Raw genomic sequence first — 26,299 nt, 5'->3', positions numbered from 1 at the left:
CCGCGCTACAGTCTCAGCAACCTGCTGCGATGCCCGAGTACCGTGACCGCCGCAGGAGAGAGGGCCGATCAGGGCCCGGGACGGAAGGCAGCATGGCCGCGCCACACGAACAGGGAACGACCGACTCCACCACCGAGGTCCGGCAGAGAGCCCTGCGCGTCGTGAGCTACAACCTCCGCGAGCACACCGCGAACGGTGAGCTCGCTGCCCTCGCCGAGTCGTCGCAGGCCGACGTGCTCTGCGTGCAGGAGTGCGACAGCACCGACCTCGCGAGCTCCGTCGGCGGGCTCACCCTCGCGGCGTCGACCCAGGGGAACCGGCTCGGCCTGGCGATCTACAAGCGGGACGACCGCTTCGAGGTCCGCGACCTCGGCATCCACTCGCTGCAGAAGTCCCTGCACGACCGGGTCCTCTCGCCCGCGCACGAGCGTCTCATCGCGATGCACCTGTACGACCGGGAGGCCGACGCCGAGGTCATCGTCGCCTCGTTCCACGCCTCGCCGCTCACCGCCACGAACTCGCTGCGCCGCAAGCAGATCGAGGCCGCGCACGACTTCGTCCGTGACCTGTCGAGCGAGGCACCGGCGATCATGGTCGGCGACTTCAACTACCCGTGGTTCCAGACGAACCTGCGCCGGAAGATCGAGGAGTCCGGCTTCGCGCTGTCGCTCTCGGACCAGCCGACCTACCTGCGCTACCGCAAGTTCACCGGGCACTTCGACTTCGCCACGAGCGTCGGGCTGCACATCGCCGGCGTCGAGACCCTGCCCGCGGGCATCTCCGACCACCGGCCGATCCTGGTCCGCGCGAACTACGAGGAGCCCGCCGCGGCGGACGCCCGAGCTGCAGCGGACACGCCCGCGGCGTAGGCGCCGCGACGTCGGCGACCGCCGGGACGGCTGCCGCCCGGCGCCCGCCCGGACGGCTGCCGTCCGGCGCCCGCCGAGGTCGCACGACCTGCCGCGCGCGTGCCGCCGCGGTTCCGGGATCCCGGCATCTCGGCGCGCGAGATGCCGGAATCCCGGCATCTCGGCGCGCGAGATGCCGCGATCCCGGAACCCGGGCGGGCCGGAACCCGGGCGGGCCGGAACCCGGGCGAGCCGGAACCCGGGCGGGCCGGCTCAGCGGCGGAGCGTCGCTCGGGCCAGGCGATTGCCGATGAACTGGCCGAGCTGCACGATGACGACGATCGCCGCGACCGACACGTAGACGACCCACCAGTCGTAGCGCTGCGAGCCGTACGTGATGGCGTACTCGCCGAGGCCGCCACCGCCGACCAGTGCGCCCTGGGCGGTCATGTCCACGATGCCGATGTAGATGAACGTGTACCCGAGGATGAGCGGACCCAGCCCTTCCGGGATGAGCACCGTCAGCAGGATCGACACCGGGTGCGCCCCGGAGGCCCTCGCCGCTTCGACGACGCCGGGGTCGACCGCCAGCAGGTTCTGCTCGACGATGCGTGACACCGCGAACGCCGCCGCCAGGGAGATCGCGAACGTCACCGCGGGCACGCCGATCGTCGTCTGCACGACCACGCGGGACAGCGGCGCGATGGCGGCCAGGAAGATCACGAACGGGATCGGCCGGACGAGGTTCACGACCAGGTTGATCACCGTGTACGCGGTCCGGTTGCCGAGCAGGTTGCCCGGCCGGGTGGCGTACAGCAGCAGGCCGAGGGCGAGCCCGATGACGCCGGCGATGACGAGCGACACGAGGGACATGACGATCGTGTCGCGGATCGCCGCGAGGAACACGTCGAAGGTGTCGATGACGCTCTGGAACGAGTTGTTCATGCGCGTGCCTCCTCGTCGACGGTGATGCCGCTCGCCCGGAGCGCGGTGACGGCCCGGTCGGCGTCGGAACCGCCGAGCTCGTAGGTGAGCGAGCCGATCCGGCGTTCCCGGATCTCGGTGACGCCGCCGAAGACGAGTTCTGCGGTGACGCCGGCGTCGCGGAACGCCTGGTCGATGCGTGCCTGCAGTCCGGTCTCGTCGGTGATCCGCACCGACACGAGGCGTCCGGGGTGCCGTTCCCGCAGTCTCGTGACGGTCTCGGCCGAGGGCCGGTCGTGCAGCGCGGTGCGCACGAAGCGCCGGGCGGCATCGGTGGTCGGTGCGGAGAACACGTCGTACACGTCCCCGACCTCCACCACGCGGCCCTGTTCCATCACGGCGACCCGATCGGCGATGCGGCGCACGGCGTCCATCTCGTGCGTGATGACGATGATCGTGACCCCGAGCTCCCGGTTCACCCGACGCAGCAGCGCGAGCACCTCGGACGTGGTCTCGGGGTCGAGGGCGCTGGTGGCCTCGTCGGCGAGCAGCAGCTCGGGGTTCGAGGCGAGCGCCCGGGCGATGCCGACGCGCTGCTTCTGCCCGCCGGACAACTGCTCCGGGTAGGCGTGTGCGCGGTCGAGCAGCCCGACGAAGTCGAGCAGTTCGGCGACCCGGCGGTCCCGTTCGGCCTTCGGCACGCCAGCGACCTTGAGCGGGTAGGCCACGTTGCCCGCGATGGTGCGGGAGCGGAACAGGTTGAACTGCTGGAAGACCATCCCGATGCGGCGACGGGCGGTGCGCCGGTCCCGTTCGGGGATCGCGGTCAGCTCCTGCCCGGCGACCGTGACGGTGCCGGAGGTGGGCAGCTCGAGCGCGTTGACGAGCCGGACGAGGGTGGACTTCCCGGCACCGGAGTACCCGATCACCCCGAGGACCTCGCCCTGGTGGACGTCGAGGTCGACACCCTCGACCGCGGTGACGGTCTCTCCGGTGTCGGCGCGGCGGTAGCTCTTGGTGACGCCGCGGAGTTCGACGAGCGCAGCCACTACTCCGCTGCCGCCTTCGCGTCCTGCTCGACGGTGGCGAGCTCGTCCTGCAGCTCCTCCGCGTCCTGGTCACGCGAGACCGCGTCCGGGTAGTCCTGCTTGAACGCCTCCTGCACGGCCTCGTCCTGGAACAGCTCGGCGAGGTCGAGGTACGTCTCGTTCGCCTTGTCCTCGTTGCGGACCGCGAAGACGTTCACGTACGGGGCGGCGGAGGAGCTGGTCGGGTCGTCGGTGAAGACCTTGTCCGAAGCGGGCAGCCCGGCAGCGGTGGCGAAGTTGTTGTTCACCACGGCGGCCTGCACGGAGCCCTGCTGCAGGGCGTTCGCGGTCTGCGAGGCGTCGAGCGGCTGCACGTCGACCTTCGCCGTCTCGATGTCGTCCGTGGTGGAGAAGGCGCTGCCGCCGTCCTCCAGCTCCAGCAGCTCCGCGGCCTGCAGGACGAGGAGCGCACGTGCCTCGTTGATGGCGTCGTTCGGGATCGCGACCTTCGCGCCCTCGGGCAGATCGGCGACGTCGTCGTACTTCGTCGCGTACAGGGGGAGCGGGTAGACGGCGGTGGAGCCGATCGGCTGCAGGTCGTCGTCCGAGGTGACGTTGTAGTTCGCCAGGTACTGGATGTGCTGGAACTGGTTGATGTCGACCTGGCCGTCCGTGAGGGCGGGGTTCGGCAGCGAGTAGTCGGCGAAGTTCGTCAGGTCGACGGTGACGTTCAACCGCTCCTTCGCGAGCTCCGTGTACGTCTTCCAGTACGGCAGGGCCTCGTCCGCGACACCGATGGTGACGGTCTGGGCCTTCCGGTCCGATCCGGCACCGGCGGCGCCGGCCTGCCCGGAACCGCCACCGCGGACGGCGACCACCACGAGGGCGACGACGATCGCGACGACGACGACGGCAGCAGCCACGATCCACCCGATGGGGCGCTTGCGCTTCGGACGGTCGGGCAGGACGGGTGCGGCGGTCATGGGTGCTCCTCGTGAAGGGGTCGCCCTGGTGGCAGGGTCGGTGCTGTGTGGTCCGTCGCCGGGGGTGAGCAGCGCGGACCCCACGAGTGTGCACGGCGACGCGGACGGGGTCGATTCGCGTTCCGCCGTGTTACGAGCGACGCCGTCACCGGGCAGGCTCGGAGCGTGCGCAGCATCGAACTCGTCCTCGACCCGGCCGCCGAACGGGCGGTCCGCGACGCCTGGGAAGCGCTGGTCACCGCCGACCTGCCGAGCATGGGCCGGCACACCTCGGACACGAACGCCCCGCACGTCACCCTGACCGCGGGCGAGGCCCTGCCCGTCCCGACCGCCTTCGACGCCCCGCTGCCGACGACCGTCCGGCCCGCCGGGCTCCTGCTGTTCCCCGCCGGTCCGGGTCGGCACGTGCTCGGGGTCGGCATCGTGGTCGACCGGACGCTCGCCGCCTTCCACGAGGCCGTGCACCGAGCGGCTCCCGGTGGTGTCGACACCGCACTGCCCGGCCGCTGGGTGCCGCACCTGACGCTCGCCCGTCGGCCGCGCGACGTCGACCTCCCGCGGATGCTCGAGGCGCTCACGGCCGTGCCGTTGCCCGAGGAGTTCGGGGTCGCCGGCGTGCGGCACTGGGACGGCGAGACGAAGACGGTCACCCCGCTCGGCTGACGCTCGGACGGCGGCGGGACGCGGGGAAACGGTCGTGACGGTCGTGCCGGGGCGCGCCCCGGGCCTCCCGGGAGGCCCGCATCAGGTCCCGAGCACCCGCTCACCGAACGCGGACGCGAACTTCCGGTCCGGGTCGCGCTCAGCGACGAGGGCGCGGAAGTCCGGCAGCCGCGGGTACAGGGCCGCGATCGCCACGCCGTCGAGGGAGCTCATCTTGCCCCAGTGCGGACGGCCGCCGAACGGGGCGAGCCGGGCCTCCAGGTCGGGGAGCAGGGCCGCGACCTCGTCCGGGTGCTTCCGCCAGGTGAGGGCGATGCAGAGCACGTCCTCGCCCTGTGTCGGGCTGAGCCAGAGGTCGTCAGCGGCCATCGTCCGCAGTTCGCACACGTGCAGGTGCGGCCGGAACCGGTCGGCGAGTCCGCGGAGCGCGTCGAGGGCGGCGGCCGCGTGCCGGAGCGGGACGAAGTGCTCGCTCTGCACCTCGGACCCGACCGAGGGGACCGCCTCGATCGGGAAGTGCGGCAGCCGGTCCCACCACGGACCCACCGAACCGTCGCGGGCGGTGTGGTGCCCGTCGCCGGGCGTGCCGGGCAGGCGGGGTGCGCTGCGGAGGTCCGTGGGCACCTCGACGTCGTCGGCGTCGTCCGGCACGCGGGACTTCACGAGCACCTCGGACACGGCGTCACCGAAGCGTGTGAACGCGCAGACGGAGTAGCCGGCCGCGAACACCTCGTCGACGCCCGCGGTGAACGTGTCCCAGCCGATCGGGCCGTACGTGTCCTGCCGCATCCGGTAGGTGGGCTGTACGTCGACCGTGACGCGCGTGACGATACCGAGCAGGCCGAGGTGGATCGCGGCCCCCGACAGCGCCGGGTCGCCGCGGCGGACGGTGCTCGTCGTGCCGTCCGGTCCGATGACCTCGAGCGCGGCCGCGGCGGTGCTGAGCGACCCGAGCGTCGTGCCCGAGCCGTGCGTGCCGGTGGCGATCGCGCCGCCGAGCGAGATGTGGGGGAGCGAGCCCTCGTTGTGGAGCGCGACCCCGGCGGCGTCGAGGTCGGGGGCGACGAGGCCGTACCGGGTGCCGGCGCCCATCGTCGCGGTGCTCCGGTCCCGGGCGACGACGAGGTCGGTCGGCACGGCGGTGAGGTCGAGCAGGACGCCGGAGGTGTCGGCGACGTCGTTGAACGAGTGGCGGGTGCCGAGCCCGTGGATGCGGGACGCCCGGGCCACGGTGTCGGCGACCTGGTCGAGCGACGCCGGGCGGAGGACCCGCTCGGCCGTGTAGGTGACCGTGCCGGACCAGTTCAGCTCGCTCGTCGTCGACCGCATGCGCCCACGATGCCACGGCCCGGGAACGACCGACGCGCCCCGTCGGGCGACGGGGCGCGTCGGTCGGACCGCGGGGCGGTGCGTCGTGCGTCGGCGCGTCAGTGCACGGCGGGCGCGGGTGCACCCTCCGGCGTGACCGGCTTCCGGACCATCGACGAGGCGAGGATGCCGAACAGCGAGATCACCGCACCGACGAGGAACGCCGAGTGCACGCCGGAGGCCGTGGCCCGCGCGGTGGCCTCAGCAACGGTCAGCCCGTCGCCGCCGGCGGCGGCGGTGGTCGCGCCGATGGTGAGCAGCGTGACGAACAAGGCCGTCCCGGCGGCACCGGCCAGCTGCTGCGCCGTGCCGAGCACGGCGCTGCCGTGCGAGTAGAGGCGCGGGGGCAGTCCGCCGAGCGCCGAGGTGAACAGCGGCGTGAAGGTCAGCGCCAGGCCGAGGCTCAGCACGACGTGGGCACCGAGCACGAACCAGACGCTCGTGTCCACCGTGACCGTCGAGAGCGCCCAGAGCACACCGCTGATGATGATCGAGCCCGGGATGAGCAGGACGCGCGGCCCGCGACGGTCGTAGATCCGACCGACGATCGGGGACAGGAGGCCCATGAGCAGGCCGCCGGGGAGGAGCAGGAGCCCGACGTCGAGGACCTCGAGCCCGAGCACGCGCTCGAGGTAGATCGGCAGCAGGATGAGCGTGCCGAACATCGCCATGAAGCTGATCGCCATCGCGACGATCGGGATCGTGAAGCCCTTCGTGCTGAAGGTGCGCAGGTCGAGCAGGGCCGCGTCACGACGCTGCAGGCGGGTCTGCCGCACGATGAAGACCGCGAGGGCGGCGAACCCGACGACGAGCGAGCCGACCGGCACGGCCAGACCCGTCGAGCCGGCCTCACCGATGCTCGAGAGGCCGTAGACGATGCCGCCGAACGCGACGGCCGACAGGACGACCGAGGCGACGTCGATCGCCGACTTCCGCGGGGTGGAGACGTTGCGGACCTTCAGCATGCCGAGCACGAGTGCGGCGAGGGCGATGGGGAGCACGAAGCCGAACAGCCAGCGCCACGAGAAGGCGTTGAGGATGAGGCCGGAGATCGTCGGGCCGATGGCCGGGGCGACGGAGATGACGATCGAGATGTTGCCCATCACGCGGCCGCGGTGCGCGGGTTCGATGAGGGTCAGCACGGTGGTCATGAGCAGCGGCATCATGATCGCGGTGCCGCTGGCCTGGACGATGCGCCCGATGAGCAGCATCGTGAAGCCCGGGGCGAGCAGCGCGACGAGCGTGCCGGCGGAGAACAGGCTCATCGCCCAGACGAACACCGGTCGGGTGTCGAAGCGCTGCAGCAGGTAGCCCGTGATCGGGATGACGACCGCCATGGTGAGCAGGAAGCCGGTGGTGAGCCACTGTCCGGTGGCGGCGCTGATGCCGAGGTCGTCCATGAGCCGCGGCAGCGCCACGCCCATGATCGTCTCGTTGAGGATGACGACGAACGCCGAGACGAGCAGCAGTCCGATCACGAGGCGGTTGCCCGCGGGGGAGGACTGCTCGATGCTCCCGGTGCGGGGCGCGGAGTCGACGGCCTGGGTCAAGGGGGCTCCTGGGGGTTCGGGGTGACACGCACCCGTGACGGACGGGTACCGATGCTGCAAGGCCCGACGACGCCAGGTCATTCCCGACGGACCGCGAACGCGGGGTGAACGGTCAGTGCAGGATGCGGAAGCCGTCCTCGTCGCCGTGTGGCACGACCTCGCGCACGGCGACGTCGGTGACGCTCGCCGACGGTGGACCGGACCGGAGCATGACGACCAGCGCGTCGACCGCGGGGGCGGGGCCCTCGGCCTCCACCTCGACGGTGCCGTCGAACAGGTTCCGGGCGTACCCGGCGAGTTCGAGGCCGTCGGCCTTGCGTGCGGTCCACCAGCGGAACCCGACGCCCTGCACCGTCCCGCTCACGACGGCGTGCTTCCTCGTGGTCGTGCTGCCCATGCCGCCGATGCTAGGCGCGGCGTGTTTCCCCGGCGTCACGGCTCGGTTCCGGTCCGGTGACCGCCGTGATACGGTCATCAGTACCCGAACACTTCGGGTCAGCATGACCCGAACAGCAGCAGGAGCAGCCGTGGACGACACCGGGATCCGGCTCGCGGTGTCCACCGTCATCGTCGCGCTCCGACCGCACCCCGACACCGGCACCCCGGCGCTGTGGATGCCGCTCGTCCGCCGCGTCACCGAGCCGTTCGAGGGGTCGTGGGCGCTCCCGGGCGGATGGGTGGGTCCGGACGAGGGGCTCGACGACTCCGCGGCGGCACGACTCCGTGAGACGACGAACGTGCAGCCGCGCTACCTCGAGCAGCTCTACGCGTTCGGGGACGTCGGCCGTTCGCCGAGCCGGGTCGTGTCGGTCGTCTACTGGGCGCTGGTCCACCCGGACGAGGCGAGCGTCGTGCCGGACGACTGGAACGTGCGGTGGTTCCTGGCCGACGAGCACCCGCCCCTCGCCTTCGACCACGACCGCATCGTCGAGTACGCCCTCTGGCGGCTGCGGAACAAGATGTCGTACTCCCGGATCGCACAGGCGTTCCTCGGTGACCGGTTCACCCTCGCCGAGCTCCGCGGGGTCTACGAGGCCGTGCTCGGTCGGACACTCGACCCGGCGAACTTCCGGCGGCAGGTCGCGCAGGGCGACGCGGTCCTGCCGACCGACGAGACCACGAGCGGCGGTCGGCACCGGCCGGCCCGGTTGTACCGCTCGAACCCCGACCTGTCGTACGCGGACAACGGCCCGCTGACGACCCCGCGGACCTCCGCGGACCCCACCCCTCCCACCACCGCGCACTGAACGGGGACGTGACCGTGTCCATCGCGACCACCATCGAACTGATCTCGAACGGCCGGGCGGCCGGCACCACCTGCACGCCCGACCTCGCCGCTCCCACCTGGGACTTCGACGCCGTCCCCGGGTACGGCCCCGGCTCGTCGATGTCCGACGTCATCCCGACCTCGGCGCCGCGGCAGGGCGTCCTGCCGGACGAGTACCGGAACGCTCCCGACGACGAGCTGCACGAGCGCATCGAGCGGGCGAAGGCCAGCCTCGGGGACCGCGTGGTCGTCCTCGGGCACTTCTACCAGCGGGACGAGGTGGTGCGGCACGCGGACTTCCTCGGCGACTCGTTCCAGCTCGCGAACGCCGCCCTGACCAGGCCGGACGCCGAGGCCATCGTGTTCTGCGGCGTGCACTTCATGGCGGAGACGGCGGACGTCCTGGCGCGGGACGACCAGCGCGTCATCCTGCCGAACCTGGCTGCCGGGTGCTCGATGGCGGACATGGCCGACATCGACAGCGTCGAGGCGGCCTGGGCCGAGCTGACGGCGCTGTACGGCTCGGAGCCGGACGCCGACGGCCGCGTCCCGGTCGTCCCGGTCACGTACATGAACTCCGCTGCCGACCTCAAGGCGTTCTGCGGTCGGAACGGCGGCATCGTCTGCACGTCCTCGAACGCGGCGACGGTGCTCGAGTGGGCGTTCGAGCGGGGGCAGCGCGTGCTGTTCTTCCCGGACCAGCACCTCGGTCGGAACACCGCGAAGGCGATGGGGATCAGCACCGACCGGATGCCGATGTGGAACCCGCGGCTCGCCGGTGGCGGCAACACCGCCGCCGAGTTGCTCGACGCCCAGGTCGTCCTGTGGCACGGTTTCTGCTCGGTGCACCGCCGGTTCACGGTCGAGCAGATCGAGCAGGCCCGGCGCGACGACCCGGACGTCCGGGTGATCGTGCACCCGGAGTGCCCGATGGCCGTGGTGGACGCCGCCGACGTCGCCGGCAGCACCGACCTCATCCGGAAGACGGTCGCCGCGGCCACCGAGCCGACGTCGTTCGCCATCGGCACCGAGATCAACATGGTCAACCGGCTCGCGGCCGAGTACCCGCAGCACACCATCACGTGCCTCGACCCCGTCGTGTGCCCGTGCTCGACCATGTACCGCATCCACCCCGGCTACCTGGCGTGGGTGCTCGAGGCGCTCGTCGATGGTGTCGTGCTCAACGAGATCGTGGTCCCCGCCGACGTCCAGGTCGACGCGAAGGTCGCGCTCGAACGCATGCTCGCCGCGAAGCCCCGTCCGCTGGGGACCCGGGCCTGATGCACGTCGTCGTCGTCGGGTCGGGCATCGCCGGCCTGACCGCCGCGATCCGCGCGAGCACCGTGCACGACGTCACCCTCGTCACGAAGGGCGCCCTGACCGACGGCGCCACCGCGTGTGCCCAGGGCGGCATCGCGGTGGCGCTCGGCGCGGACGACACCGCAGCCCTCCACCAGCATGACACGCACGTCGCGGCCGCGGGCACCGCGGACGCCCGGGCCGTCGACGTCCTCTGCACCGACGGCCCGGCGCGGGTGCGCGACCTCCTCGCCCTCGGGGTGCCGTTCGACCGCACCGGGGACGCTGCCGCACTCGACCGGTACGGCGACGACCTCGCCCGGGGGCGGGAGGCCGCGCACGGCCGCTGGCGGGTCCTGCACGCGGACGGGGACGCGACCGGGGCCGCGGTGGAGCGGACGCTCGTCGCCGCCCTCCACCGTCGGCACGTCACCATCCTGGAACGGACCTGCCTGACCGACCTCGTCGTGCGACACGGCCAGGTCGTCGGCGTCGACGTCCTCGACCTGCTCGGCGAACCGCGCCGGATCGACGCGGACGCGGTGCTGCTCGCCTCCGGGGGAGCCGGGCACCTGTACCGCGAGACCACCAACCCGCTCGTCGCGACCGGGGACGGGGCGGCCGCGGCCTGGCGTGCCGGTGCGGTGCTCGCCGACCTCGAGTTCGTCCAGTTCCACCCGACCCGTCTGGCCGTGCCCGGCGGCGGGCTCGTCTCCGAGGCGGTCCGCGGCGAGGGTGCCGTCCTGCGGGACGAGCGCGGGCACCGCTTCATGCGTGACGTGCACCCGGACGCCGAGCTCGCCCCGCGGGACGTCGTCGCGCGGGGGATCGCGGCCGCGATGCGCGACCAGGGCGGCCGACCCGTGCTCCTCGACGCCACCGGTCTCGACCCCGCCTTCCTGCTCGGCCGGTTCCCCGGCCTCACCCGGGCGACCCGGGCGGCGGGTGTCGACTGGACGCGGGAGGGCGTCCCCGTCGCCCCCGCAGCGCACTACGCGATGGGCGGCGTCGTGACCGACACCGAAGGACGGACGAGCCTGCCCGGGCTGTCCGCGGTCGGCGAGGTGGCCTGCACCGGCGTGCACGGCGCGAACCGTCTCGCCTCGAACTCGCTGCTCGAGGGCCTCGTGTTCGCCGTCCGCGCCGCCGACGCGCTCGGTTCCGCGCGGCCCGGCACGCTCCGGTTGCGGGGGGACGCGGCGCTCGTGCCCACGGTGGTGACCGGCGTGGCGGACGTCGGGCGCGCCTCCCGTCCGACCGACGACGTGCGCGGGGCGGACCGGGACCGGCCGGGAGGCCCGGACCGGCTCCGCCCTGACACCGTCGTCCGCCCCGTGGTCCAGTCCGTCATGACCGAGCACGTCGGGCTGCTCCGCGACGCCGACGGACTCGCCGCGGCCAGGCGCGCGCTCGACGCACCGTCGACCCCGGCACCGGCGACCGTCCGCGCTGCCGAGGACCGGGCGCTGCTCGACCTGGCACGCGTCACCGTGCTCGCCGCCGACGCCCGGACCGAGTCCCGCGGTGCCCACGCCCGGACCGACCACCCCGACACCGACCCGTCCGCGCCGGCGACGACCGCCTGGGTGCGTTCCCGACCGGCCGACCCCCTCGGCGCCCCGTCCGCCGTCCTGCAGGAGGCACTCGCATGACCACTCGAACCACCACCGGCGCGGACGTCACCGGCGCTGCCGGGCCCGCCGTCCTCGACCCGGGGACCGTCCCGCCGCACGTGCTCCGGCGGGTGATCGAGACCGCGCTCGAGGAGGACGCGCCCTGGGGCGACGTCACGAGCGAGACGCTCATCCCCGCCGCGGCGACCGCCACCGCGACCCTCGCGGCACGGGAGCCGGGGGTGCTCGCCGGCGGCGAGGTCTTCGTGGCCGTGATGCACGCCGTCGATCCCGGGCTCGTCGTGTCCGTGGCGCTCCGGGACGGCGCGGTGTTCGCCGCGGGCGACGTCATCGCGAGCGTCACCGGCTCGGCGCGGTCCGTGCTCCGCGCCGAGCGGGTCGCGCTCAACCTCGTGCAGCGGATGTCGGGCATCGCGACCCTCACCGCCCGGTACGTCGCCGCCGTCGCCGGCACCGGCGCCCGGATCGTCGACACCCGGAAGACCACGCCCGGCCTCCGTGCCCTCGAACGGCACGCGGTGCGCTGCGGCGGCGGCCACAACCACCGGACGTCACTGTCCGACGCGGTGCTCGCGAAGGACAACCACCTCGCGGTGCTCCTCGCCGAGGGCGTGGGCATCGGGGACGCGATCCGGACCGCCCGGCAGCGCCTCGGTCACACGGTGCACCTCGAGGTCGAGGTGGACCGGATCGACCAGATCGAACCCGTCGTCGGCGCGGGTGTCGACACCGTCATGCTCGACAACTTCACGGTCCCGATGCTCGAGGAGGGCGTGGCCCTCGTGGCGGGCCGGGCGCTCGTCGAGGCCTCGGGCGGGGTCTCGCTCGACACGGTGGCCGCGATCGCCGCCACGGGGGTCGACATCGTGTCCGTCGGCGCCCTCACCCACTCGGCGCGGGCGCTCGACCTCGGGCTCGACGTCGACGTCCGTCCGGTCTGACGCCGTGTTCTACCTCGACCGTGCCGCGACGACGCCGGTCCGCCGCGAGGTCCTCGAGGCGATGTGGCCCTACCTGACGGGGACCTTCGGCAACCCCTCGTCCACGCACGAGGTCGGTGACGCCGCGGCACGCGGTCTCGCAGCCGCGCGGTCGGTCGTCGCCGGGGCCCTCGGCGCTCGCCCGGGCGAGGTCGTCTTCACGAGCGGCGGCACCGAGGGGGCCAACACGGCGGTCAAGGGCATCGCGCTCGCCGCGCCCCGCGGACGGCACGTCGTGACGAGTGCGATCGAGCACGATGCCGTCCTCGCGAGCTGCCGGTACCTCGAACGGCACCACGGCTTCTCCCTCACGGTGCTGCCGGTCACGCCGGACGGCACCGTCACACCCGAGGCCCTGCGCGCCGCCCTCCGGCCGGACACGACACTCGTCTCGGTCGCGCACGCCGACAACGAGATCGGCACGGTGCAGGACGTCCGGGCGCTCGCCGAGGTCGCCCACGCCGTCGGGGCGCGCTTCCACACCGACGCCGTGCAGTCCGCACCGTGGTCGCCGGTCGGGCTCGACGTGCTCGGGGTCGACGCGGTGTCCGTCTCGGGACACAAGCTCGGCGCGACGAAGGGGACCGGCGCGCTCGCGGTCCGGGCCGGGGTCGCGCTCGAACCCCTGCTGCACGGTGGTGGGCAGGAACGCGGCCGGCGCTCGGGGACCGAGGACGTCGCGGGGGCCGTGGGCCTGGCTGCGGCCTGGGGGAGCCTCCTCGCGGGGCGCGACGCCGCCGCTGCGCAGGCCACCGCGGTCCGCGAGATCGTCGTCGCCGGCGTGCTCGCCCGGGTCCCGGGAGCCGTGCTCACCGGGTCGCGCGACCGTCGCCTGCCCGGCCACGCCTCGTTCTGCTTCCCCGGCGTGCACGGCGAGACGGTGCTGCTCGAGCTCGAACGGCGTGACGTCGTCTCGTCGTCGGGGAGCGCCTGTGCCGCGGGGAGCACCGAGGCCTCGCACGTGCTCACGGCGCTGGGCCTCCCGGAGGACGTGGCCCGCTCGGCCGTCCGCCTCACCTTCGACGAGACGCTCTCCGGCGACGACGCCGACCAGGTCGTCGACGCCGTCGTGACGGCCGTGGCAACGGTGCGCGCCCTCGCATGAGTGGGTGTACTAGACGTTCTACTCCAGGTCTGGGGCCGTGTCCCCCCTTCTGCGGACAGGCGGTGTCGGACAGAGTGGGGACATGGCGAACGCGACGACCCGACCGGTGACGCAGGACGACCGCTTCCGCGCGGTGCAGCTCCTGCCCGCGCCGGCCACCGTCCTCGCGCTCGCCGTCGGTGCCGGGCACGGCCTCGACGCGGTGCCCCTCGGGGTCGTCGCGGTCGTCGGTGCCCTCGCCACGCTCGCGAGCGCCCTGTTGCCCGCGCACCTCGCCCGGGTCGCGCGGTCGATGCCGGCACCGACGGAGTCCGACCGGTACCGGGAGGGTCGACTCCACCCCTGACGCCATGAGTCCTGCACCGCCGTCCGCGGCGGTGCGCCGGACCGGACGCACCCCCTGATGCGCGTCCGGCCGGGGCGCCGGTCCCTGCCGTGCCGTCCCGGAACGACCGGGCCCGCTGCGGATCCGGGACGATCGACCCCTGAACGATCGCTCCCGTTCCCCTGAGATCCGCGGCGGGCTCGGGCTCGTCAGGCCGAAGCTCGGTGCTCCACCGTGCCGGGCCAGTGGTACTCGAGGTCGTCCGGCACGTCGGGGAACAGCGGACGGTAGTGCTCGGGCGCCTTCTGCACGAGCTTCGACCGGTGCGACAGGTGCACCCGCTCGTCGGTGTTCCAGGACGGGACCTCGTAGTCGCCGCGCTCGTACGCCACCAGGTCCTCGGGGACGAGGGCCAGGTCGGCGAGGGTCTTCTCGAGGCAGGTGTCCGCGTGGCCCCGTTCGAGCCAGACCCGGCACGTCGCGTCCTGGTAGGCCATCAGTGCGGGCCGGAAGCCGCGCCACATCGCCGTCACGGGGTGGTGCTGCCAGCCGTAGTCCGGCAGCGTCAGGGCCCGCATGACCTGCAGCGTCTCGACCCGTTGCTTCCCGAGGCGCTTGTCGTCGAGCACCTCGGCGGAGGCGCGGAAGTCGGCGTACGGCAGGAAGGTCTGCATGCGCCGGACGGTACGCCGACCGGTTGGGAGCGACACATGTCGTCACATCGCGACCGGTCTCGGGACGCGCGTGTGAGCATCGAGCGCATGAGCGGAACCCTCGTCGTCGGAGTCAGTGGCAGCCCCTCGGACCCGTCCCGGACCTCGACGCTGGTCGGGGCGACGGTGCAGCGTCTGGCGGCCGAACTGCCGGACGCCGACGCCGTGACGGTCGAGATCGGGCCGCTCCTGGCCGACCTCGGCGCCGCGGCCGGGCGGGAGCAGATGTCCGCGGCGACGCAGGCCGCACTCGCAGCGGTCGAGGCGGCGGACGTCCTGGTCGTGGGGAGTCCGGCGTTCCGGGCCGCCTACTCGGGTGCGTTCAAGCTCTTCTTCGACTGGGTCGGCCAGTACGACCTCGTCGACACCCCGGTCCTGCTCACCGCGACCGGGGGCAGCGACCGGCACGCGCTCCTCGTCGAGCACCAGATGCGCCCGCTGTTCGGGTTCTTCCAGTCGACGACGCTCCCGCTCGCGGTGTTCGGGAACGAGCGCGACTTCACGAAGCGGGCCGGCGGGTACGACATCTCCAGCGTCGACCTCGAGCTGCGGATCGACCAGGCGGTCCATCGGGCGCTGCCCATCATCCGCGGCGGGTTCGTGGCGGCGGGCATCGAGGACGTGCGGCGGCCCGCGGACTTCTGACGGGCCTCCCGGGACGGAACGGGGCGGACCGGGTCAGCCGCGCAGCAGCGTGGCGACGTGTGCGACGGCCAGGCGGTACCCGTCCGCACCCGCACCGGCGATCACCGCGGTGGCGGCGGTGGCGACGTGGTCGACGTGCCGGAACGGCTCGCGCTTCCACGTGTTCGACAGGTGCACCTCGACGACGGGGACGCTGAGCGCCTCGACGGCGTCGTGCAGCGCGACCGAGGTGTGGGCGTACGCAGCGGGGTTGATGACGACGCCCGCGAAGTCGTCGAGCGCCTCGTGCAGCCACTCGACGAGCTCGCCCTCGCGGTTGCTCTGTCGGAAGTCGGCCTCGAGCTCGTGCACCGCGGCCTCGGTGTGGACGATCGCCTCGATCTCGGCGAGCGTCACCGTGCCGTACTGCTCCGGGTCGCGACGGCCGAGGATGTCCAGGTTCGGGCCGTTGAGGACGAGGATGCGCATGGTCCGAGCCTAGCGAGGGGTCGGGATCCGAGCGCGAGCACGATGCATACCGCGGCTATGTGAACGGTCACATCGCGTGTAACGTCTTCGTCCGGGTCGGCACGGTTGTCGACTGCAACACATCGACGGAGAGTGTGAATGGTTCTCGCGGCAGCGAACAGCGGGATCCGGCTCGACTTGGGCTGGGTCGACTACTTGATGATCCTCGTGTACTTCGGGGTGGTCATCTGGATCGGGTTCACGGCTCGGCGGCAGGTCCGCACGAGCATGGACTTCTTCCTCTCGGGCAGGTCCATGCCCGCGTGGATCACGGGCCTGGCGTTCGTGTCCGCGAACCTCGGCGCGACCGAGATCCTCGGCATGGCCGCGAACGGCGCCCAGATCGGCATGGCGACGCTGCACTACTACCTCATCGGTGCCGTGCCCGCGATGGTCTTCCTCGGCCTCGTGATGATGCCCTTCTACTACGGCTCGAAGGTCCGCAGCGTGCCGGAGTTCATGCTCCGCCGCTTCGGCAAGGCCCCGCACCTGGTGAACTCGATCGCGTTCGCGGTGTCGAACGTCCTCATCGCGGGCATCAACCTCTACGCGATGGCGATCGTCATCGAGGCGATGCTCGGCTGGCCGGAGTGGCTCGCCATCATCGTGTCGGCCGGCTTCGTGCTCGCCTACATCACCCTCGGCGGGCTCTCGAGCGCGATCTACAACGAGGTCATGCAGTTCTTCGTGATCCTCGCCGGGCTCATCCCGCTGACGATCGTCGGTCTCCACCGGGTCGGCGGCTGGAGCGGCCTCACCGAGGCGATCAAGGAGACCCAGGGCGTGCAGCACCTGCAGACCTGGGCCGGCACCGGCATCGGCGACGTGACGAACCCGATCGGGGCGAACTGGCTCGCGATCGTGCTCGGCCTCGGCTTCGTGCTCTCGTTCGGCTACTGGACGACGAACTTCACCGAGGTGCAGCGTGCGTTCTCGGCCAAGAACATGTCCGCTGCCCGGCGCACCCCGCTCATCGCCGCGATCCCGAAGCTGTTCATCCCGTTCATCGTCGTCGTTCCCGGCCTCATCGCCGCCGCCGTCGTGGGCAACCAGTTCGCCGACGGGACCCTGACCTACAACGACGCGATCCCGAAGCTCATCCAGATGTACCTGCCGACCGGCGTCCTCGGTGTCGCCGTCACGGGCCTCCTGGCGTCCTTCATGGCCGGCATGGCCGCGAACGTGTCGAGCTTCAACACGGTGTTCACCTACGACATCTGGCAGCGCTACATCAAGCCGGCCATGCCGGACGTGCACTACCTCAAGACCGGTCGCTGGGTCACCGTCGTGGGCGTCGTCGTCGGCGTCGGCACGGCGTTCCTCGCCGCCCAGGCCGGCAACATCATGACCTACATGCAGACGCTGTTCTCGTTCTTCAACGCACCGCTGTTCGGCGTCTTCATCCTCGGTCTGCTCTGGAAGCGGATGACCACGCAGGGCGCACTGTGGGGCTACGTGCTCGGCATCATCACGCCGACCATCACCTGGATCGCGTACCTGGTGGACCCGGACCTGTTCTCGACCGCCACGGCCGAGACGATGTACGGCGCGATCATCTCGTTCGTGACGGTCATCGTCGTCGCCGTCGCGGTGTCGATGTTCACCAAGCCCAAGGACGTCTCGGAGCTCGGCGGCCTGGTCTACGGCATCGGCAAGATCGACATGACCGCGGGGGCCGTCGCCACCGACACGGCCTGGTACCGCTCGCCGGCGCTGCTCGGCACGGTCGCGCTCGTGCTCTGTGTCGCCCTCTACCTGCCGTTCCTCTGATCGACGTCCACTGAAGGAGAACCCTCATGAGTGACACCACCCTCACCGAGGAGCAGAAGGCCGAACTCGTCCGGTCCACGCGCCGCCTCGACCTGCGCCGCATCCTCGGCGGACTGTTCGTCCTGTACGGCGTCATCACGACGATCGTCGGGATCGTGCACTGGGACACCGACCCCGAGAAGACCGGCGGCATCCACATCAACCTGTGGGTCGGACTCGCGATGCTCGCGGGCGGCCTGCTGTTCTTCCTCTGGGACCGCCTCGCCCCGGTGCCGGCCGAGGACATCGTCGGACAGGCCGAGGCGGAGGCACACCAGCGCGCCGCCGGCGAAGGCCGCGACCTGGCGTAGACAGGTGGGTCGCCCCGGCGACCCACGACGGACGGGAGGCCCGGTACCAGCTGGTACCGGGCCTCCCGTCCGTCGTCCCTCGGGCGGGGACGTCGGTTCCGCCACGGAACGGTTGCGCCGGCGCGGTCCGGGGTCCAGGTTGGTCACGACGAAGGGACCCCACATGTCGACCATGGTGTTCATCAACCTGCCGGTGTCCGACCTGGAGCGGGCGACCGCGTTCTACCGGGCGCTCGGCTACCCGCTCAACCCGGTGTTCAGTGACGACACCGCCTCGAGCATCGTCATCAGCGACACCGTCTCCGTGATGCTCCTGACGCACGCGAAGTTCTCCGAGTTCACCGACAAGGCGATCGCCGGACCGGACACGATCGAGGTCATCAACTCCCTCAGCGCCGAGACCAAGGACGAGGTGCACCGGATCGTGGACGCCGCGGTCGGGGCCGGCGGCACCGAGGACCGGCCGGAGATGGACCTCGGCACCATGTTCCAGCGGAGCTTCGTCGACCTCGACGGCCACCGCTGGGAGTACGTGTGGATGGACCCCGCCGCCGCGGAGGAGGGCTGACCCTCCCGCGGAACGCGACCCCGGCGGCGTCGCGCAACGGAGTACCGCTGCGAGCACGTGCCGGGGTCGCGTCCAGCGGAGGGGGCGACGGCAGGATGGGGGGATGACCGACGATCTCGTGACCGGCGATGACGGCCTCGCCCGTCCGTTCTGGGCATCGGCCGACCCGATGCTCCGCGCGTACTACGACACGGAGTGGGGGATGCCCGTCCGCGACGAACGGGGCGTCTTCGAACGGCTGTCGCTCGAGGCGTTCCAGTCCGGGCTCTCCTGGCGCACGATCCTGGCCAAACGTCCGGCGTTCCGTGCGGCGTTCGCCGACTTCGACCCCGACGTGGTCGCCGGCTTCGGGGAGCGCGACGTGGCCCGGCTGCTGGGGGACGCGGGCATCGTTCGGAACCGCGCCAAGATCGCCGCGACGATCACCAACGCGAACGCCACGATCGCCCTCCGTGCCGACGGCGGACTGGCGGACTTCGTGTGGTCCTTCCGGCCGGACGACACCCCTCGGCCCCGGACCGCCGCCGAGGTCCCGACGACCAGCCCCGGGTCGACCGCGCTGTCGAAGGCCCTGCGGAAGCGCGGGTTCGCGTTCGTGGGGCCGACCACCATGCACGCGTTGATGGAGGCGCTGGGCATCGTCGACACGCACCTGGTCGGCAGCCACCGCCGGGCGAGCTCCGGCGTCTGGCCCGACTGAACGGGGAGCGACGCCCGCCGTCGTCGGTGCAGCGGGGTGGTCAGTCGAGCGGCAGGCGCATCTGGACCGAGGCGACCTCGTACCCGAGTTGCTCGTAGAGACCACGGGCACCGGTGTTGTACCCGAAGACGTTGAGACCGATGCTCGTCGCACCCTCGTCCCGGGCGACTCGGTGCGCGAGCTCGAGCGCGCGCCGGGCGTACCCCTGCCGACGGTGTCCGGCGCCGATCTCGACGTCGAAGACCCACCAGTCGCTGCTGCCGGCCGTGAACGGGCCGATCCAGAGGTGACCGACGACGGTGCCGTCCGGAGTGGTCACCTCCCACACGTGGTGACCCGCAGCGGGCGAACCGCCCGGGAACCAGGTGTCGAGGGAGCGCTGCTTGTTCGCCTCGGCCTGCTCGCGGCTCTCGCCGGATCGCATGCGGGACCCGACGTACTCCGCCATGGAGCGGTCGAGCCATGCGGGCAGCCGGTCTTCGGGCATCGGCACGAGGCGCACGCCGGGCGCCGGGTGGTCGCCGTCCGGCGCCGTCCCCGCGGTCAACGGTTGCCCTTCGAGCCGCGCTTCGGCTTGCCCTGCATGCCGCGCTGTGTCCGGCCGCGTCCCGTCGAGTTCTTCCCACCGCCGCTCTTCGCCCCGGTGCCCTTCGTCGCGCTCCGCTTGGCGACGGTCTTCGCGTTCGCCGCCGTGGCCTTGCCGCCGCTCTTCGACGGACGCGAGCGGTCGGCACCGGCGGGATCGGTGCCTCCCGGCTCGTCCGTCTGGTTCCGGGAGCTGTTGGCGGTCCGGCCGCGGACGACGCCGATGAACTCCTCGGTCAGTTCCGAGGCGTCCTCGTCGCGCCAGACCAGCGCAACCCGGGTGCCGGGGGAGCCGGCGAGCGGTCGGGACACCAGGTCCTTTCGGCTCGCGGCGCGGAACAAGGACTGCGGCAGGACGACGACACCGACGTTCGCCTCCACCAGGTCGAGCGCGGCGGCGACGTCGGGCGGGACCGGGCCGGCGTCGAGGACCGTGACGTCGGCGAGGTCCGGCTCGGTCACCTCGTCGAGGTCGGCGAGCGGCGAGTCCTTCGGCGTCGCGACGACCGCCGTCTCGGTCCACAGCGGGATGGCGTGGTACTGCTCGCCGTCGGCCCGATCCGGGACCGGCATGCGGGCGAAGACCATGTCGGCGTCGCCCTCGATCGCCGCCGTGACCCCGTCGGCGTCCACGGGCAGCAGCACCAGGTCGACGTCCGGTCGGCGCTCCCGCCAGACCCGCACCCACTTGGCGGGGGAGACCCCGGGTACGAAGGCGATGGAGAGCGCGGTCATGCACCCGAGCATAGGGGCCGTACCCTTGTCACCATGGCCCAGGAACAGACCATGAAGCCCGAGACCGCTGCCAAGAAGCTCGGCATCCTCCTCTCGGCGACGCCGGAGTCGTTCCGTGCGGGCCCGATCGCTCGCACGACGTTCGACGAACTGCAGAGCGAGCCCCCGACGTGGCTGCAGGACCTCCGCCGTGACGGGCCGCACCCGCGTCCGGTCGTCGCCGCGCGCCTCGGCGTCTCGATCTCGGGTCTGGCCCGTGCCGGTGTCGACGACGTCCTGACCACCGAGCAGATCAAGCAGCTCCTGCAGGAGATGCCGGAGTGGCTCGTGCGCGAGCGCTCCACCCAGGCGGCGGTCCGCTCCGAGAACGTGCGCGTGAAGCAGGAGCGCGCCGCCCGCACCGAGAGCTGACCCTTCCCGTGCACGCGACCGTCGCCGACGCCATGCTCGTCGTGCCGCAGTTCGCGTCGGTCTGCTGCATCGTCGGCGACCGGTACCGGCCGCGGCCGGGCGTCATCGTGCCCGCGGCGGTCATGCTCGTCGCGATGCTCATGCCGGTCGTGCAGGCCGGTCCGTCGTGGACGATCCTGGCCGCGGCCCTGCTGTTGTTCCTCGCGCCACTGCCCGTCGCGCGGCGGCGGCGGCGCGCGGACGGCCGTCGGGCCGAACCGATGGACGTGCACCGAGCACTCTCCGCAGTGGTGATGGCCGGCATGCTGTTCATGGGGCACGCGTCCGAACTCGTCGGCGGTGCCGTGCACGCGCACGCGCTCGTCCTGACCGCGGTGCTCGGCGCCGGGGTGATCGGCTACTGCGCGTTCAGCGGGTGGCTGCTCCGGTACGAGTGGGCACGGGAGGACCGACGTGCCGTCCGCAGCGGTGAGGTCTTCGCCATGACCGTCGCCGTCGTGGGGATGACCCTGGCGATGTGACCGGCGGGACGGTCGTGCCCCTGCCGGCCCGGGCGCTCGGCGTTACGGTGGAGCCGTGTCCGACCGCATCGTCCGCCGACCCGACGCTCCACCGCCCCGTCTCGACGAGGTCGACGAGCGGATCCTGTGGGTGCTGGCGTCCGACGCCCGGATCCCGAACAACCGTCTGGCCGCGGCGGTCGGCATCGCGCCGTCGACGTGCCTGGTCCGGGTCCGCGCGCTCGAGGACGCCGGCGTCATCGCGGGCTACCGGGCCGAGGTGGACATCGCCCGGCTCGGGTTCTCGATCGAGGCGATGGTGTCCGTGCGCGTGCACGCCGCCGCCCGGCACGAACTCCGTGAGTTCGCGAAGCGCCTGCTGCGTGTGCCCGTCGTGCTCGACGTGTCGTTCCTGGCGGGTGACAAGGACTTCCTCGTGCACATCGCCTGCACCTCGACCGAGCAGCTCCGGGACTTCGTCGCGGACGAGCTGAGCGGGGACCCCTCGGTCGCGACCACGCAGACCTCGATCGTGTTCGAGCGTCTGGTCGCCGACCGGGAGCACCAGGCTCGCTCCTACGGCGAACTCCGTCACTGGCAGGCCTGACGCCGCCGGTCCGGTCGAGCCGAGCGGCCTCGGGAGGCTCGGGTCAGCGCGTGCGGACCATCGGCGTGTGCGGGATCGCGTCCTCGAGGAAGTCCTCGCCGGAGCGTTCGAAGCCGAACTGCCCGTACCACTGGCCGAGGTGTGCCTGCGCGTTGATGGCGATCCGCTCGGACCGGCTCTCGGCGATGGCGGCCGTCATGAGCGCGGCACCGAGACCCTTGCCGCGCGCCTGCACCGCGGTGGCGACCCGGCCGATCCGCTCGGTGCCGTCGGGTTCGCGGAGGAGGCGGAGCGTGGCGTCGACCGACCCCGTGCCGGCCCAGAACTGCAGCGTCCCCGGCTCGAGGTCGCGGCCGTCGATGTCCGGGTAGGCGCACTCCTGCTCGACCACGAACACGTCCTGCCGCAGGCGGAGGATCTCGTGCAGGGTGACGATGTCGAGGTTGCGAGTGGGGGCACTGAAGGTCGAGGTCACGCCGTTTCCTGACTTTTCCTTGTGAATGAGGAGCGTGGCAGCGGTCCTGGCGTACCGTGCCGGTCAACCACTCTACGTGCGCAGCCGAGATCAGGAGGTGAGCGCATGGACGCGACGATGCGCGCACCCTGGCGCGCGGTCCTGCGATGGGCTCTCATGGCCTCCGGGATCGCGACGGCGGTCGTGCTGCTCTCGCTCGTCCTCGGTGCCCGGCCCGCAGCGGCAGCGGGAGGACCACTCCTCGGCGGGGCGTCGTCCGGTGGTTCCCAGACATCCGCAGCACCGCGGGCCGACGGCCCGCTCGGGGGCGTCGTCTCCGGCGTCGGGGGAGCTGCGGAGCGCGTCACGAGCGGGGCGGGTCGGGTCGTCGACCGGGCCGTCGCACCCGTCCGCGGCGTCGCACCGGTCGTTGCTGCCCCGGTCCCGGCAGCGCCTGCTCCGGTCCGCACGCCGGCTCCCGCGCCGGTCGTCGCGACTCCGGCTGCGCCACCGGCTGCTCCCGTCGCACCCGCCCCTGCGGCTCTCGCTCCCGCTGCCCCCGCCGCACCGGTCGCCGCGCCACCGGCGGACGGGGCGCCGACGACTCCGGCGTCGACCGAGGCCGCGGCCGGGGCCACCGGATCCGCGTCGGCGACGCCGGCGGCCCCGTCGACCGGCGTCGACGAAGACCCCGCGGCCCGACCGGGCACGCCGCTCGTCGGCGACGTCGTGACGGCCGTGAGCAGCGCCTCGCGGCCCGTCACCGACACCGCGTCCGAGGCCCTCGCACCCGTCACCGACACCGCGTCCGAGGCCCTCGCACCCGTCACAGAGTCGGTGCAGGCCGTCACGGCCGCGGGCCCGGTGAGCAGCATCGTGGCGACCGTCGACCGGGTGGTCGGGAGCCTCCCGGTCGTCGGCACACTGCTCGGCGACGGCACGCTCGGCGAGGTCGCCGCACCCGTCACCGGCATCGTCGACGGGACCCTCGGCACGGTCGGTGACGTCGTCGCCGTCGTGCCGGACGTGGTCGCCGACGTGCCCGAGCTCGTCGATGGTCTGCCGACCACCGGAGGCGGCGTCCTGCCGGGAGGCCCGCTGCCCGTCGTCGACCTCCCCGTGCGCCCGGTGCTCCCGGGCTCCGGCGGTGCGCTGCCCGAGGTCCCGGGCGTCGGTCCGCAGTCGCCCGTGGTCCCCGCCCTGCCGGTGGACCCCGCGGTGCCCGCCCGACCCGGCGACGGCCGCGACGTCGGAGCGGACGTCACCCCGGCAGCGACCACGGACGCCGCAGCCGTCGTCGCCCTGGACGAACAGCGGCCGGCGACCACCACCGCGACGGACCTCGCCGCTCGTCCGACCGTCGGTCTGGTCGGAGCCGAGGTCGTCACCTCGGCCTCCGCAGCGGCGACGCTCGGTGGCGAGGCACACATCCTCCCGGACGGCGGCGCGCCGACACGCGCACCGTTCGAGGGCACCGCCGGAGGCACCGCAGGCGGGTCCGCCGCCGGTGGGTCGGCCGGCGCGAACGTCCTCGGCACCGTCGGTGCCGAGGTGTCGACCTCCCCCCTCACCGCGGGTCTCCGCGGTCCGGTCTCCGACGACGCCGTCCCGGCCTCGCTCGTCGGCGACCACGACGTCGCTCCCGATTGAGATCGGCGCACCTGCCCGTCACGGCAGGACGCGCCATCGACCGCAGCACGCGGTCGACCACCCATCTCGATCAGGAGTGAACGACCATGAACAAGAACGTCTCCCGAGGGCTGTGGTTCGCCCTCTGCGTGGGCGGGCTGACCTTCGGTGGAGCCGTCGCGGCGAACGCGGCGACGACCACCGGCGAGGACGGCACCGTCTCCGGAACCCAGGTCGCGCCGACCGTCGACGCGCCCGTCTCCGTCACCCGCAACGCCTTCGGCATCGTCGGTGACGCGGTGACCACGGCAGCACCCGCTCCGGCGCCTGCTGCTGCCCCTGCTCCCGCCCCCGCCGCAGCACCGACCACCAGTGGTGACGACGGCGTCGTGTCGGGCACCCAGGTCGCCCCCGAGGTCACGGCGCCCGTGCAGGTCGCCGGCAACGCGCTCGGCGTGCTCAGCGACGCGGCAGCCGCTCCCGCCTCAGCTCCGGCTCCGGCTCCTGAGCCGGCGTCGACGTCGGGTGAGGACGGTGTCCTGTCCGGGACGCAGGTGCTGCCCGACGTGTCGGTCCCGGTGACCGTCTCCGGCAACGGTGTCGGCGTCCTGGGTGACGGTACGTCGACCACTGGTTCCCCGGCGCCGGCGCAGCCGACCGGGACCGCCCCGGAGGCCGGCGGTACCACCTCGGGGTCGGACGGACTCATCTCGGGGACACAGCTGCTCGGGACCATCTCGGTCCCGGTGACGGTCGGTGGGAACGGCGTCGGTGTGGTCGGTGACGGGACGAGCACCGGTGGTGCGACGGCCGGTTCCGGCACGGGTGCTGGTCCGGCTCCGGCTGCTGGTGGTTCGACCTCGGGTGAGGACGGCATCGGTTCCGGGACGCAGGTCTCGCCGGTGGTGTCGGTCCCGGTGACGGTCGGTGGGAACGGCGTCGGTGTGGTCGGTGACGGGACGAGCACCGGTGGTGCGACGGCCGGTTCCGGCACGGGTGCTGGTCCGGCTCCGGTTGCTGGTGGTTCGACCTCGGGTGAGGACGGCATCGGTTCCGGGACGCAGGTCTCGCCGGTGGTGTCGGTCCCGGTGACGGTCGGTGGGAACGGCGTCGGTGTGGTCGGTGACGGGACGAGCACCGGTGGTGCGACGGCCGGTTCCGGCACGGGTGCTGGTCCGGCTCCGGTTGCTGGTGGTTCGACCTCGGGTGAGGACGGCATCGGTTCCGGGACGCAGATCATCCCGGTCATCGACGTCCCGATCACCATCGGTGGCAACGGCATCGGCATCGTCGGTGACGGGACCAGCACGACCCCGGTCGCCACGGATCCGGGCACGGACACGGGTACGGAGCCCGGCACCGGACCGGGGACCGACCCCGGCACGGTGCCGACGCCGGGTACCGGCACGACGCCGGGTACCGGTACGACTCCGGGTACCGGTGCGACTCCGGGTACCGGTGCGACTCCGGGTACCGGTGCGACTCCGGGTACCGGTGCGACTCCGGGTACCGGTGCGACTCCGGGTACCGGTGCGACTCCGGGTACCGGCACGACTCCGGGCACCGGGACGACCCCGGCGGTGGGGACCACCCCGATCGACCCGGGCACGGCCCCGGCGGTGGGAACCACCCCGGCCGTGTCCGGCACCACCCCGACGGTCCGAGCGGCCACGGTGACGACCGGCAGCACGGTCACCACGGCAGCGACCGTCGGAGCCAGCACGGTCACGGCGACCGACGCCTCGTCGGGAACCAACGGCACGACCGGCACGATCGGCACGACCGGTCTCGCGTACACGGGCGCTGACCCCGCCCTGCCGGCGACGGCAGCGCTCCTCCTCCTGCTCGCCGGACTCGGGACGCTGGTCCTGCGGCGTCGCCACTGACAGGGGGGACCTGCACGGATGCGGAGCACCGGACGCCCGGTGCTCCGCATCCGCCTGCCCAGGCCACGTCACCCGCGGAGCCCGGTCGAGCGCCGGGCCCGCGGACGTGCCGGAGGCTGACGGCGGTACCGAACCGCTCCGTGCCTCCAGGACGGCCGGTGCAGCCGGGCTGAGCGGAGCGGCAACAGACCGGCACCGACGACGACGCCGTGTGACGCCCGACGGACGGCCAGAGGGCGACGGTCGGGGGCCTGGGGTATCGTCT

At 72.6% G+C, this 26,299-nt stretch carries 29 protein-coding genes and 1 pseudogene; 18 read left to right on the top strand and 12 right to left on the bottom strand.

The annotated features are described in order from the left end of the window. Nucleotides 1-92 precede the first annotated feature (92 nt). Nucleotides 93-869 (top strand): endonuclease/exonuclease/phosphatase family protein, encoded by a 777-nt coding sequence (locus DEJ18_RS11040; protein WP_181431255.1) that lies wholly within the window; start codon nt 93-95, stop codon nt 867-869. A 252-nt stretch (nt 870-1,121) separates the two neighbouring features. Here the strand turns inward: DEJ18_RS11040 and DEJ18_RS11035 are convergent, their stop codons facing one another. The 4 genes and pseudogenes from DEJ18_RS11035 to DEJ18_RS11025 form a co-directional block, all read right to left on the bottom strand. Further along, nucleotides 1,122-1,793, bottom strand: a complete 672-nt coding sequence (locus DEJ18_RS11035; RefSeq protein WP_111211080.1) for a methionine ABC transporter permease — start codon at nt 1,791-1,793, stop codon at nt 1,122-1,124. Continuing rightward, nucleotides 1,790-2,167, bottom strand: a complete 378-nt coding sequence (locus DEJ18_RS16010) for an NIL domain-containing protein (protein ID WP_502866271.1) — start codon at nt 2,165-2,167, stop codon at nt 1,790-1,792. Before DEJ18_RS16010 ends, DEJ18_RS11035 begins: the two co-directional genes overlap by 4 nt. Before the next feature lie 123 nt (nt 2,168-2,290). Next, nucleotides 2,291-2,821 (bottom strand): annotated as a pseudogene (locus tag DEJ18_RS16005) (methionine ABC transporter ATP-binding protein); the annotation flags it as partial. Next, a complete protein-coding gene (locus DEJ18_RS11025) occupies nt 2,821-3,783 on the bottom strand; it encodes a MetQ/NlpA family ABC transporter substrate-binding protein (protein WP_111211078.1) in 963 nt (320 codons plus the stop codon). The pseudogene DEJ18_RS16005 and the gene DEJ18_RS11025, both read right to left, overlap by 1 nt. Nucleotides 3,784-3,948: 165 nt before the next feature. Between DEJ18_RS11025 and DEJ18_RS11020 the strand changes: the two genes are divergently transcribed. Next, nucleotides 3,949-4,446 (top strand): 2'-5' RNA ligase family protein, encoded by a 498-nt coding sequence (locus DEJ18_RS11020; RefSeq protein WP_111211077.1) that lies wholly within the window; start codon nt 3,949-3,951, stop codon nt 4,444-4,446. 81 nt (nt 4,447-4,527) lie between these two features. On the opposite strand, the gene DEJ18_RS11015 is transcribed toward DEJ18_RS11020, so the two are convergent. The 3 genes from DEJ18_RS11015 to DEJ18_RS11005 all read right to left on the bottom strand — a co-directional run bounded on the left by DEJ18_RS11015 (nt 4,528) and on the right by DEJ18_RS11005 (nt 7,761). After that, nucleotides 4,528-5,775 carry a D-arabinono-1,4-lactone oxidase gene (locus tag DEJ18_RS11015; protein ID WP_111211076.1) on the bottom strand — a complete coding sequence of 416 codons (1,248 nt, stop codon included), beginning with the start codon at nt 5,773-5,775 and terminating at the stop codon, nt 4,528-4,530. A gap of 98 nt (nt 5,776-5,873) precedes the next feature. Then, the gene (locus tag DEJ18_RS11010; RefSeq protein WP_258376973.1) at nt 5,874-7,364 is read right to left on the bottom strand and encodes an MDR family MFS transporter; all 1,491 of its coding nucleotides are present in this window, start codon (nt 7,362-7,364) and stop codon (nt 5,874-5,876) included. Between the two features lie 112 nt (nt 7,365-7,476). Continuing rightward, nucleotides 7,477-7,761, bottom strand: a complete 285-nt coding sequence (locus tag DEJ18_RS11005) for an acylphosphatase (RefSeq protein WP_111080684.1) — start codon at nt 7,759-7,761, stop codon at nt 7,477-7,479. Nucleotides 7,762-7,864: 103 nt separating this feature from the next. Between DEJ18_RS11005 and DEJ18_RS11000 the strand changes: the two genes are divergently transcribed. From DEJ18_RS11000 to DEJ18_RS10975, 6 genes are all read left to right on the top strand, one after another. Beyond that, nucleotides 7,865-8,611 (top strand): NUDIX hydrolase, encoded by a 747-nt coding sequence (locus tag DEJ18_RS11000; RefSeq protein ID WP_181434243.1) that lies wholly within the window; start codon nt 7,865-7,867, stop codon nt 8,609-8,611. 14 nt (nt 8,612-8,625) lie between these two features. After that, entirely contained in the window at nt 8,626-9,912 is a 1,287-nt protein-coding gene (gene nadA / locus DEJ18_RS10995) for a quinolinate synthase NadA (protein WP_502866270.1), read from the top strand. Beyond that, nucleotides 9,912-11,582, top strand: coding sequence for an L-aspartate oxidase (locus tag DEJ18_RS10990; RefSeq protein WP_111211072.1), 1,671 nt, complete (start codon nt 9,912-9,914; stop codon nt 11,580-11,582). Before nadA ends, DEJ18_RS10990 begins: the two co-directional genes overlap by 1 nt. Continuing rightward, entirely contained in the window at nt 11,579-12,505 is a 927-nt protein-coding gene (gene nadC / locus DEJ18_RS10985) for a carboxylating nicotinate-nucleotide diphosphorylase (protein WP_111211071.1), read from the top strand. Before DEJ18_RS10990 ends, nadC begins: the two co-directional genes overlap by 4 nt. Before the next feature lie 4 nt (nt 12,506-12,509). Continuing rightward, entirely contained in the window at nt 12,510-13,649 is a 1,140-nt protein-coding gene (locus tag DEJ18_RS10980; protein ID WP_111211070.1) for a cysteine desulfurase family protein, read from the top strand. Nucleotides 13,650-13,731: 82 nt separating this feature from the next. Beyond that, on the top strand, nt 13,732-13,995 hold the full coding sequence (locus DEJ18_RS10975) for a hypothetical protein (RefSeq protein WP_111080678.1): 264 nt from the start codon (nt 13,732-13,734) through the stop codon (nt 13,993-13,995). Nucleotides 13,996-14,183: 188 nt separating this feature from the next. On the opposite strand, the gene DEJ18_RS10970 is transcribed toward DEJ18_RS10975, so the two are convergent. Then, nucleotides 14,184-14,648 carry an MSMEG_6728 family protein gene (locus DEJ18_RS10970; RefSeq protein WP_111080677.1) on the bottom strand — a complete coding sequence of 155 codons (465 nt, stop codon included), beginning with the start codon at nt 14,646-14,648 and terminating at the stop codon, nt 14,184-14,186. Nucleotides 14,649-14,735: 87 nt separating this feature from the next. Here DEJ18_RS10970 and DEJ18_RS10965 point away from each other — a divergent pair, with 87 nt between their 5' ends. Next, a complete protein-coding gene (locus DEJ18_RS10965; protein ID WP_111211201.1) occupies nt 14,736-15,332 on the top strand; it encodes an NAD(P)H-dependent oxidoreductase in 597 nt (198 codons plus the stop codon). Nucleotides 15,333-15,365: 33 nt separating this feature from the next. Here the strand turns inward: DEJ18_RS10965 and aroQ are convergent, their stop codons facing one another. After that, a complete protein-coding gene (gene aroQ, locus DEJ18_RS10960; RefSeq protein WP_111080676.1) occupies nt 15,366-15,800 on the bottom strand; it encodes a type II 3-dehydroquinate dehydratase in 435 nt (144 codons plus the stop codon). Between the two features lie 138 nt (nt 15,801-15,938). On the opposite strand from aroQ, the gene DEJ18_RS10955 reads away from it, so the two are divergent. The 4 genes from DEJ18_RS10955 to DEJ18_RS10940 all read left to right on the top strand — a co-directional run bounded on the left by DEJ18_RS10955 (nt 15,939) and on the right by DEJ18_RS10940 (nt 19,227). Continuing rightward, nucleotides 15,939-17,609 (top strand): sodium:solute symporter family protein, encoded by a 1,671-nt coding sequence (locus tag DEJ18_RS10955; RefSeq protein ID WP_111080675.1) that lies wholly within the window; start codon nt 15,939-15,941, stop codon nt 17,607-17,609. A 26-nt stretch (nt 17,610-17,635) separates the two neighbouring features. After that, entirely contained in the window at nt 17,636-17,959 is a 324-nt protein-coding gene (locus DEJ18_RS10950) for a hypothetical protein (RefSeq protein WP_181431072.1), read from the top strand. A 163-nt stretch (nt 17,960-18,122) separates the two neighbouring features. After that, nucleotides 18,123-18,527 carry a VOC family protein gene (locus DEJ18_RS10945; RefSeq protein WP_111080674.1) on the top strand — a complete coding sequence of 135 codons (405 nt, stop codon included), beginning with the start codon at nt 18,123-18,125 and terminating at the stop codon, nt 18,525-18,527. 103 nt (nt 18,528-18,630) lie between these two features. After that, nucleotides 18,631-19,227 carry a DNA-3-methyladenine glycosylase I gene (locus tag DEJ18_RS10940; RefSeq protein WP_111211069.1) on the top strand — a complete coding sequence of 199 codons (597 nt, stop codon included), beginning with the start codon at nt 18,631-18,633 and terminating at the stop codon, nt 19,225-19,227. Between the two features lie 40 nt (nt 19,228-19,267). Here DEJ18_RS10940 and DEJ18_RS10935 read toward each other — a convergent pair whose 3' ends face one another. Then, on the bottom strand, nt 19,268-19,774 hold the full coding sequence (locus DEJ18_RS10935; protein ID WP_111211068.1) for a GNAT family N-acetyltransferase: 507 nt from the start codon (nt 19,772-19,774) through the stop codon (nt 19,268-19,270). Then, nucleotides 19,771-20,547 carry a LysR family transcriptional regulator substrate-binding protein gene (locus DEJ18_RS10930; RefSeq protein ID WP_220034341.1) on the bottom strand — a complete coding sequence of 259 codons (777 nt, stop codon included), beginning with the start codon at nt 20,545-20,547 and terminating at the stop codon, nt 19,771-19,773. The genes DEJ18_RS10935 and DEJ18_RS10930 overlap by 4 nt, the downstream gene beginning before the upstream one ends. A 33-nt stretch (nt 20,548-20,580) precedes the next feature. Here DEJ18_RS10930 and DEJ18_RS10925 point away from each other — a divergent pair, with 33 nt between their 5' ends. From DEJ18_RS10925 to DEJ18_RS10915, 3 genes are read left to right on the top strand one after another with little or no spacing between them, the layout of a single operon-like run. Next, on the top strand, nt 20,581-20,958 hold the full coding sequence (locus DEJ18_RS10925) for a DUF5997 family protein (RefSeq protein WP_111211066.1): 378 nt from the start codon (nt 20,581-20,583) through the stop codon (nt 20,956-20,958). An 8-nt stretch (nt 20,959-20,966) separates the two neighbouring features. Further along, nucleotides 20,967-21,479 carry a hypothetical protein gene (locus DEJ18_RS10920; protein ID WP_111080669.1) on the top strand — a complete coding sequence of 171 codons (513 nt, stop codon included), beginning with the start codon at nt 20,967-20,969 and terminating at the stop codon, nt 21,477-21,479. 55 nt (nt 21,480-21,534) lie between these two features. After that, entirely contained in the window at nt 21,535-22,065 is a 531-nt protein-coding gene (locus tag DEJ18_RS10915) for an Lrp/AsnC family transcriptional regulator (RefSeq protein WP_111211065.1), read from the top strand. Nucleotides 22,066-22,108: 43 nt separating this feature from the next. Here the strand turns inward: DEJ18_RS10915 and DEJ18_RS10910 are convergent, their stop codons facing one another. Beyond that, nucleotides 22,109-22,540: a GNAT family N-acetyltransferase gene (locus tag DEJ18_RS10910; protein WP_111211064.1), complete on the bottom strand. Its 432-nt coding sequence runs from the start codon at nt 22,538-22,540 to the stop codon at nt 22,109-22,111. Between the two features lie 105 nt (nt 22,541-22,645). On the opposite strand from DEJ18_RS10910, the gene DEJ18_RS10905 reads away from it, so the two are divergent. Then, nucleotides 22,646-24,169 (top strand): hypothetical protein, encoded by a 1,524-nt coding sequence (locus tag DEJ18_RS10905; protein ID WP_111211063.1) that lies wholly within the window; start codon nt 22,646-22,648, stop codon nt 24,167-24,169. An 86-nt stretch (nt 24,170-24,255) separates the two neighbouring features. Continuing rightward, entirely contained in the window at nt 24,256-26,034 is a 1,779-nt protein-coding gene (locus tag DEJ18_RS10900; protein WP_111211062.1) for a hypothetical protein, read from the top strand. Nucleotides 26,035-26,299: the final 265 nt, after the last annotated feature.

The organism is Curtobacterium sp. MCSS17_015 (genome assembly GCF_003234265.2).
Classification (GTDB): domain Bacteria; phylum Actinomycetota; class Actinomycetes; order Actinomycetales; family Microbacteriaceae; genus Curtobacterium.
The sequence above is the reverse complement of the archived record's forward strand: the minus strand, read 5'-3'. Positions and strand labels throughout refer to the sequence as shown.

Coding starts and splice junctions, on each gene's coding strand:
- DEJ18_RS11000 (WP_181434243.1), top strand. CDS start 7,865: ATGACCCGAACAGCAGCAGGAGCAGCCGTGGACGACACCGGGATCCGG.
- DEJ18_RS10900 (WP_111211062.1), top strand. CDS start 24,256: ATGAACAAGAACGTCTCCCGAGGGCTGTGGTTCGCCCTCTGCGTGGGC.
- DEJ18_RS10950 (WP_181431072.1), top strand. CDS start 17,636: ATGAGTGACACCACCCTCACCGAGGAGCAGAAGGCCGAACTCGTCCGG.
- DEJ18_RS10925 (WP_111211066.1), top strand. CDS start 20,581: ATGGCCCAGGAACAGACCATGAAGCCCGAGACCGCTGCCAAGAAGCTC.
- DEJ18_RS10970 (WP_111080677.1), bottom strand. CDS start 14,648: ATGCAGACCTTCCTGCCGTACGCCGACTTCCGCGCCTCCGCCGAGGTG.
- DEJ18_RS10945 (WP_111080674.1), top strand. CDS start 18,123: ATGTCGACCATGGTGTTCATCAACCTGCCGGTGTCCGACCTGGAGCGG.
- DEJ18_RS11040 (WP_181431255.1), top strand. CDS start 93: ATGGCCGCGCCACACGAACAGGGAACGACCGACTCCACCACCGAGGTC.
- aroQ (WP_111080676.1), bottom strand. CDS start 15,800: ATGCGCATCCTCGTCCTCAACGGCCCGAACCTGGACATCCTCGGCCGT.
- DEJ18_RS11025 (WP_111211078.1), bottom strand. CDS start 3,783: ATGACCGCCGCACCCGTCCTGCCCGACCGTCCGAAGCGCAAGCGCCCC.
- DEJ18_RS11015 (WP_111211076.1), bottom strand. CDS start 5,775: ATGCGGTCGACGACGAGCGAGCTGAACTGGTCCGGCACGGTCACCTAC.
- DEJ18_RS10990 (WP_111211072.1), top strand. CDS start 9,912: ATGCACGTCGTCGTCGTCGGGTCGGGCATCGCCGGCCTGACCGCCGCG.
- DEJ18_RS11035 (WP_111211080.1), bottom strand. CDS start 1,793: ATGAACAACTCGTTCCAGAGCGTCATCGACACCTTCGACGTGTTCCTC.
- nadC (WP_111211071.1), top strand. CDS start 11,579: ATGACCACTCGAACCACCACCGGCGCGGACGTCACCGGCGCTGCCGGG.
- DEJ18_RS10940 (WP_111211069.1), top strand. CDS start 18,631: ATGACCGACGATCTCGTGACCGGCGATGACGGCCTCGCCCGTCCGTTC.
- DEJ18_RS10955 (WP_111080675.1), top strand. CDS start 15,939: ATGGTTCTCGCGGCAGCGAACAGCGGGATCCGGCTCGACTTGGGCTGG.
- DEJ18_RS10965 (WP_111211201.1), top strand. CDS start 14,736: ATGAGCGGAACCCTCGTCGTCGGAGTCAGTGGCAGCCCCTCGGACCCG.
- DEJ18_RS10975 (WP_111080678.1), top strand. CDS start 13,732: ATGGCGAACGCGACGACCCGACCGGTGACGCAGGACGACCGCTTCCGC.
- DEJ18_RS16010 (WP_502866271.1), bottom strand. CDS start 2,167: ATGGAACAGGGCCGCGTGGTGGAGGTCGGGGACGTGTACGACGTGTTC.
- DEJ18_RS11005 (WP_111080684.1), bottom strand. CDS start 7,761: ATGGGCAGCACGACCACGAGGAAGCACGCCGTCGTGAGCGGGACGGTG.
- DEJ18_RS10930 (WP_220034341.1), bottom strand. CDS start 20,547: ATGACCGCGCTCTCCATCGCCTTCGTACCCGGGGTCTCCCCCGCCAAG.
- DEJ18_RS10905 (WP_111211063.1), top strand. CDS start 22,646: ATGGACGCGACGATGCGCGCACCCTGGCGCGCGGTCCTGCGATGGGCT.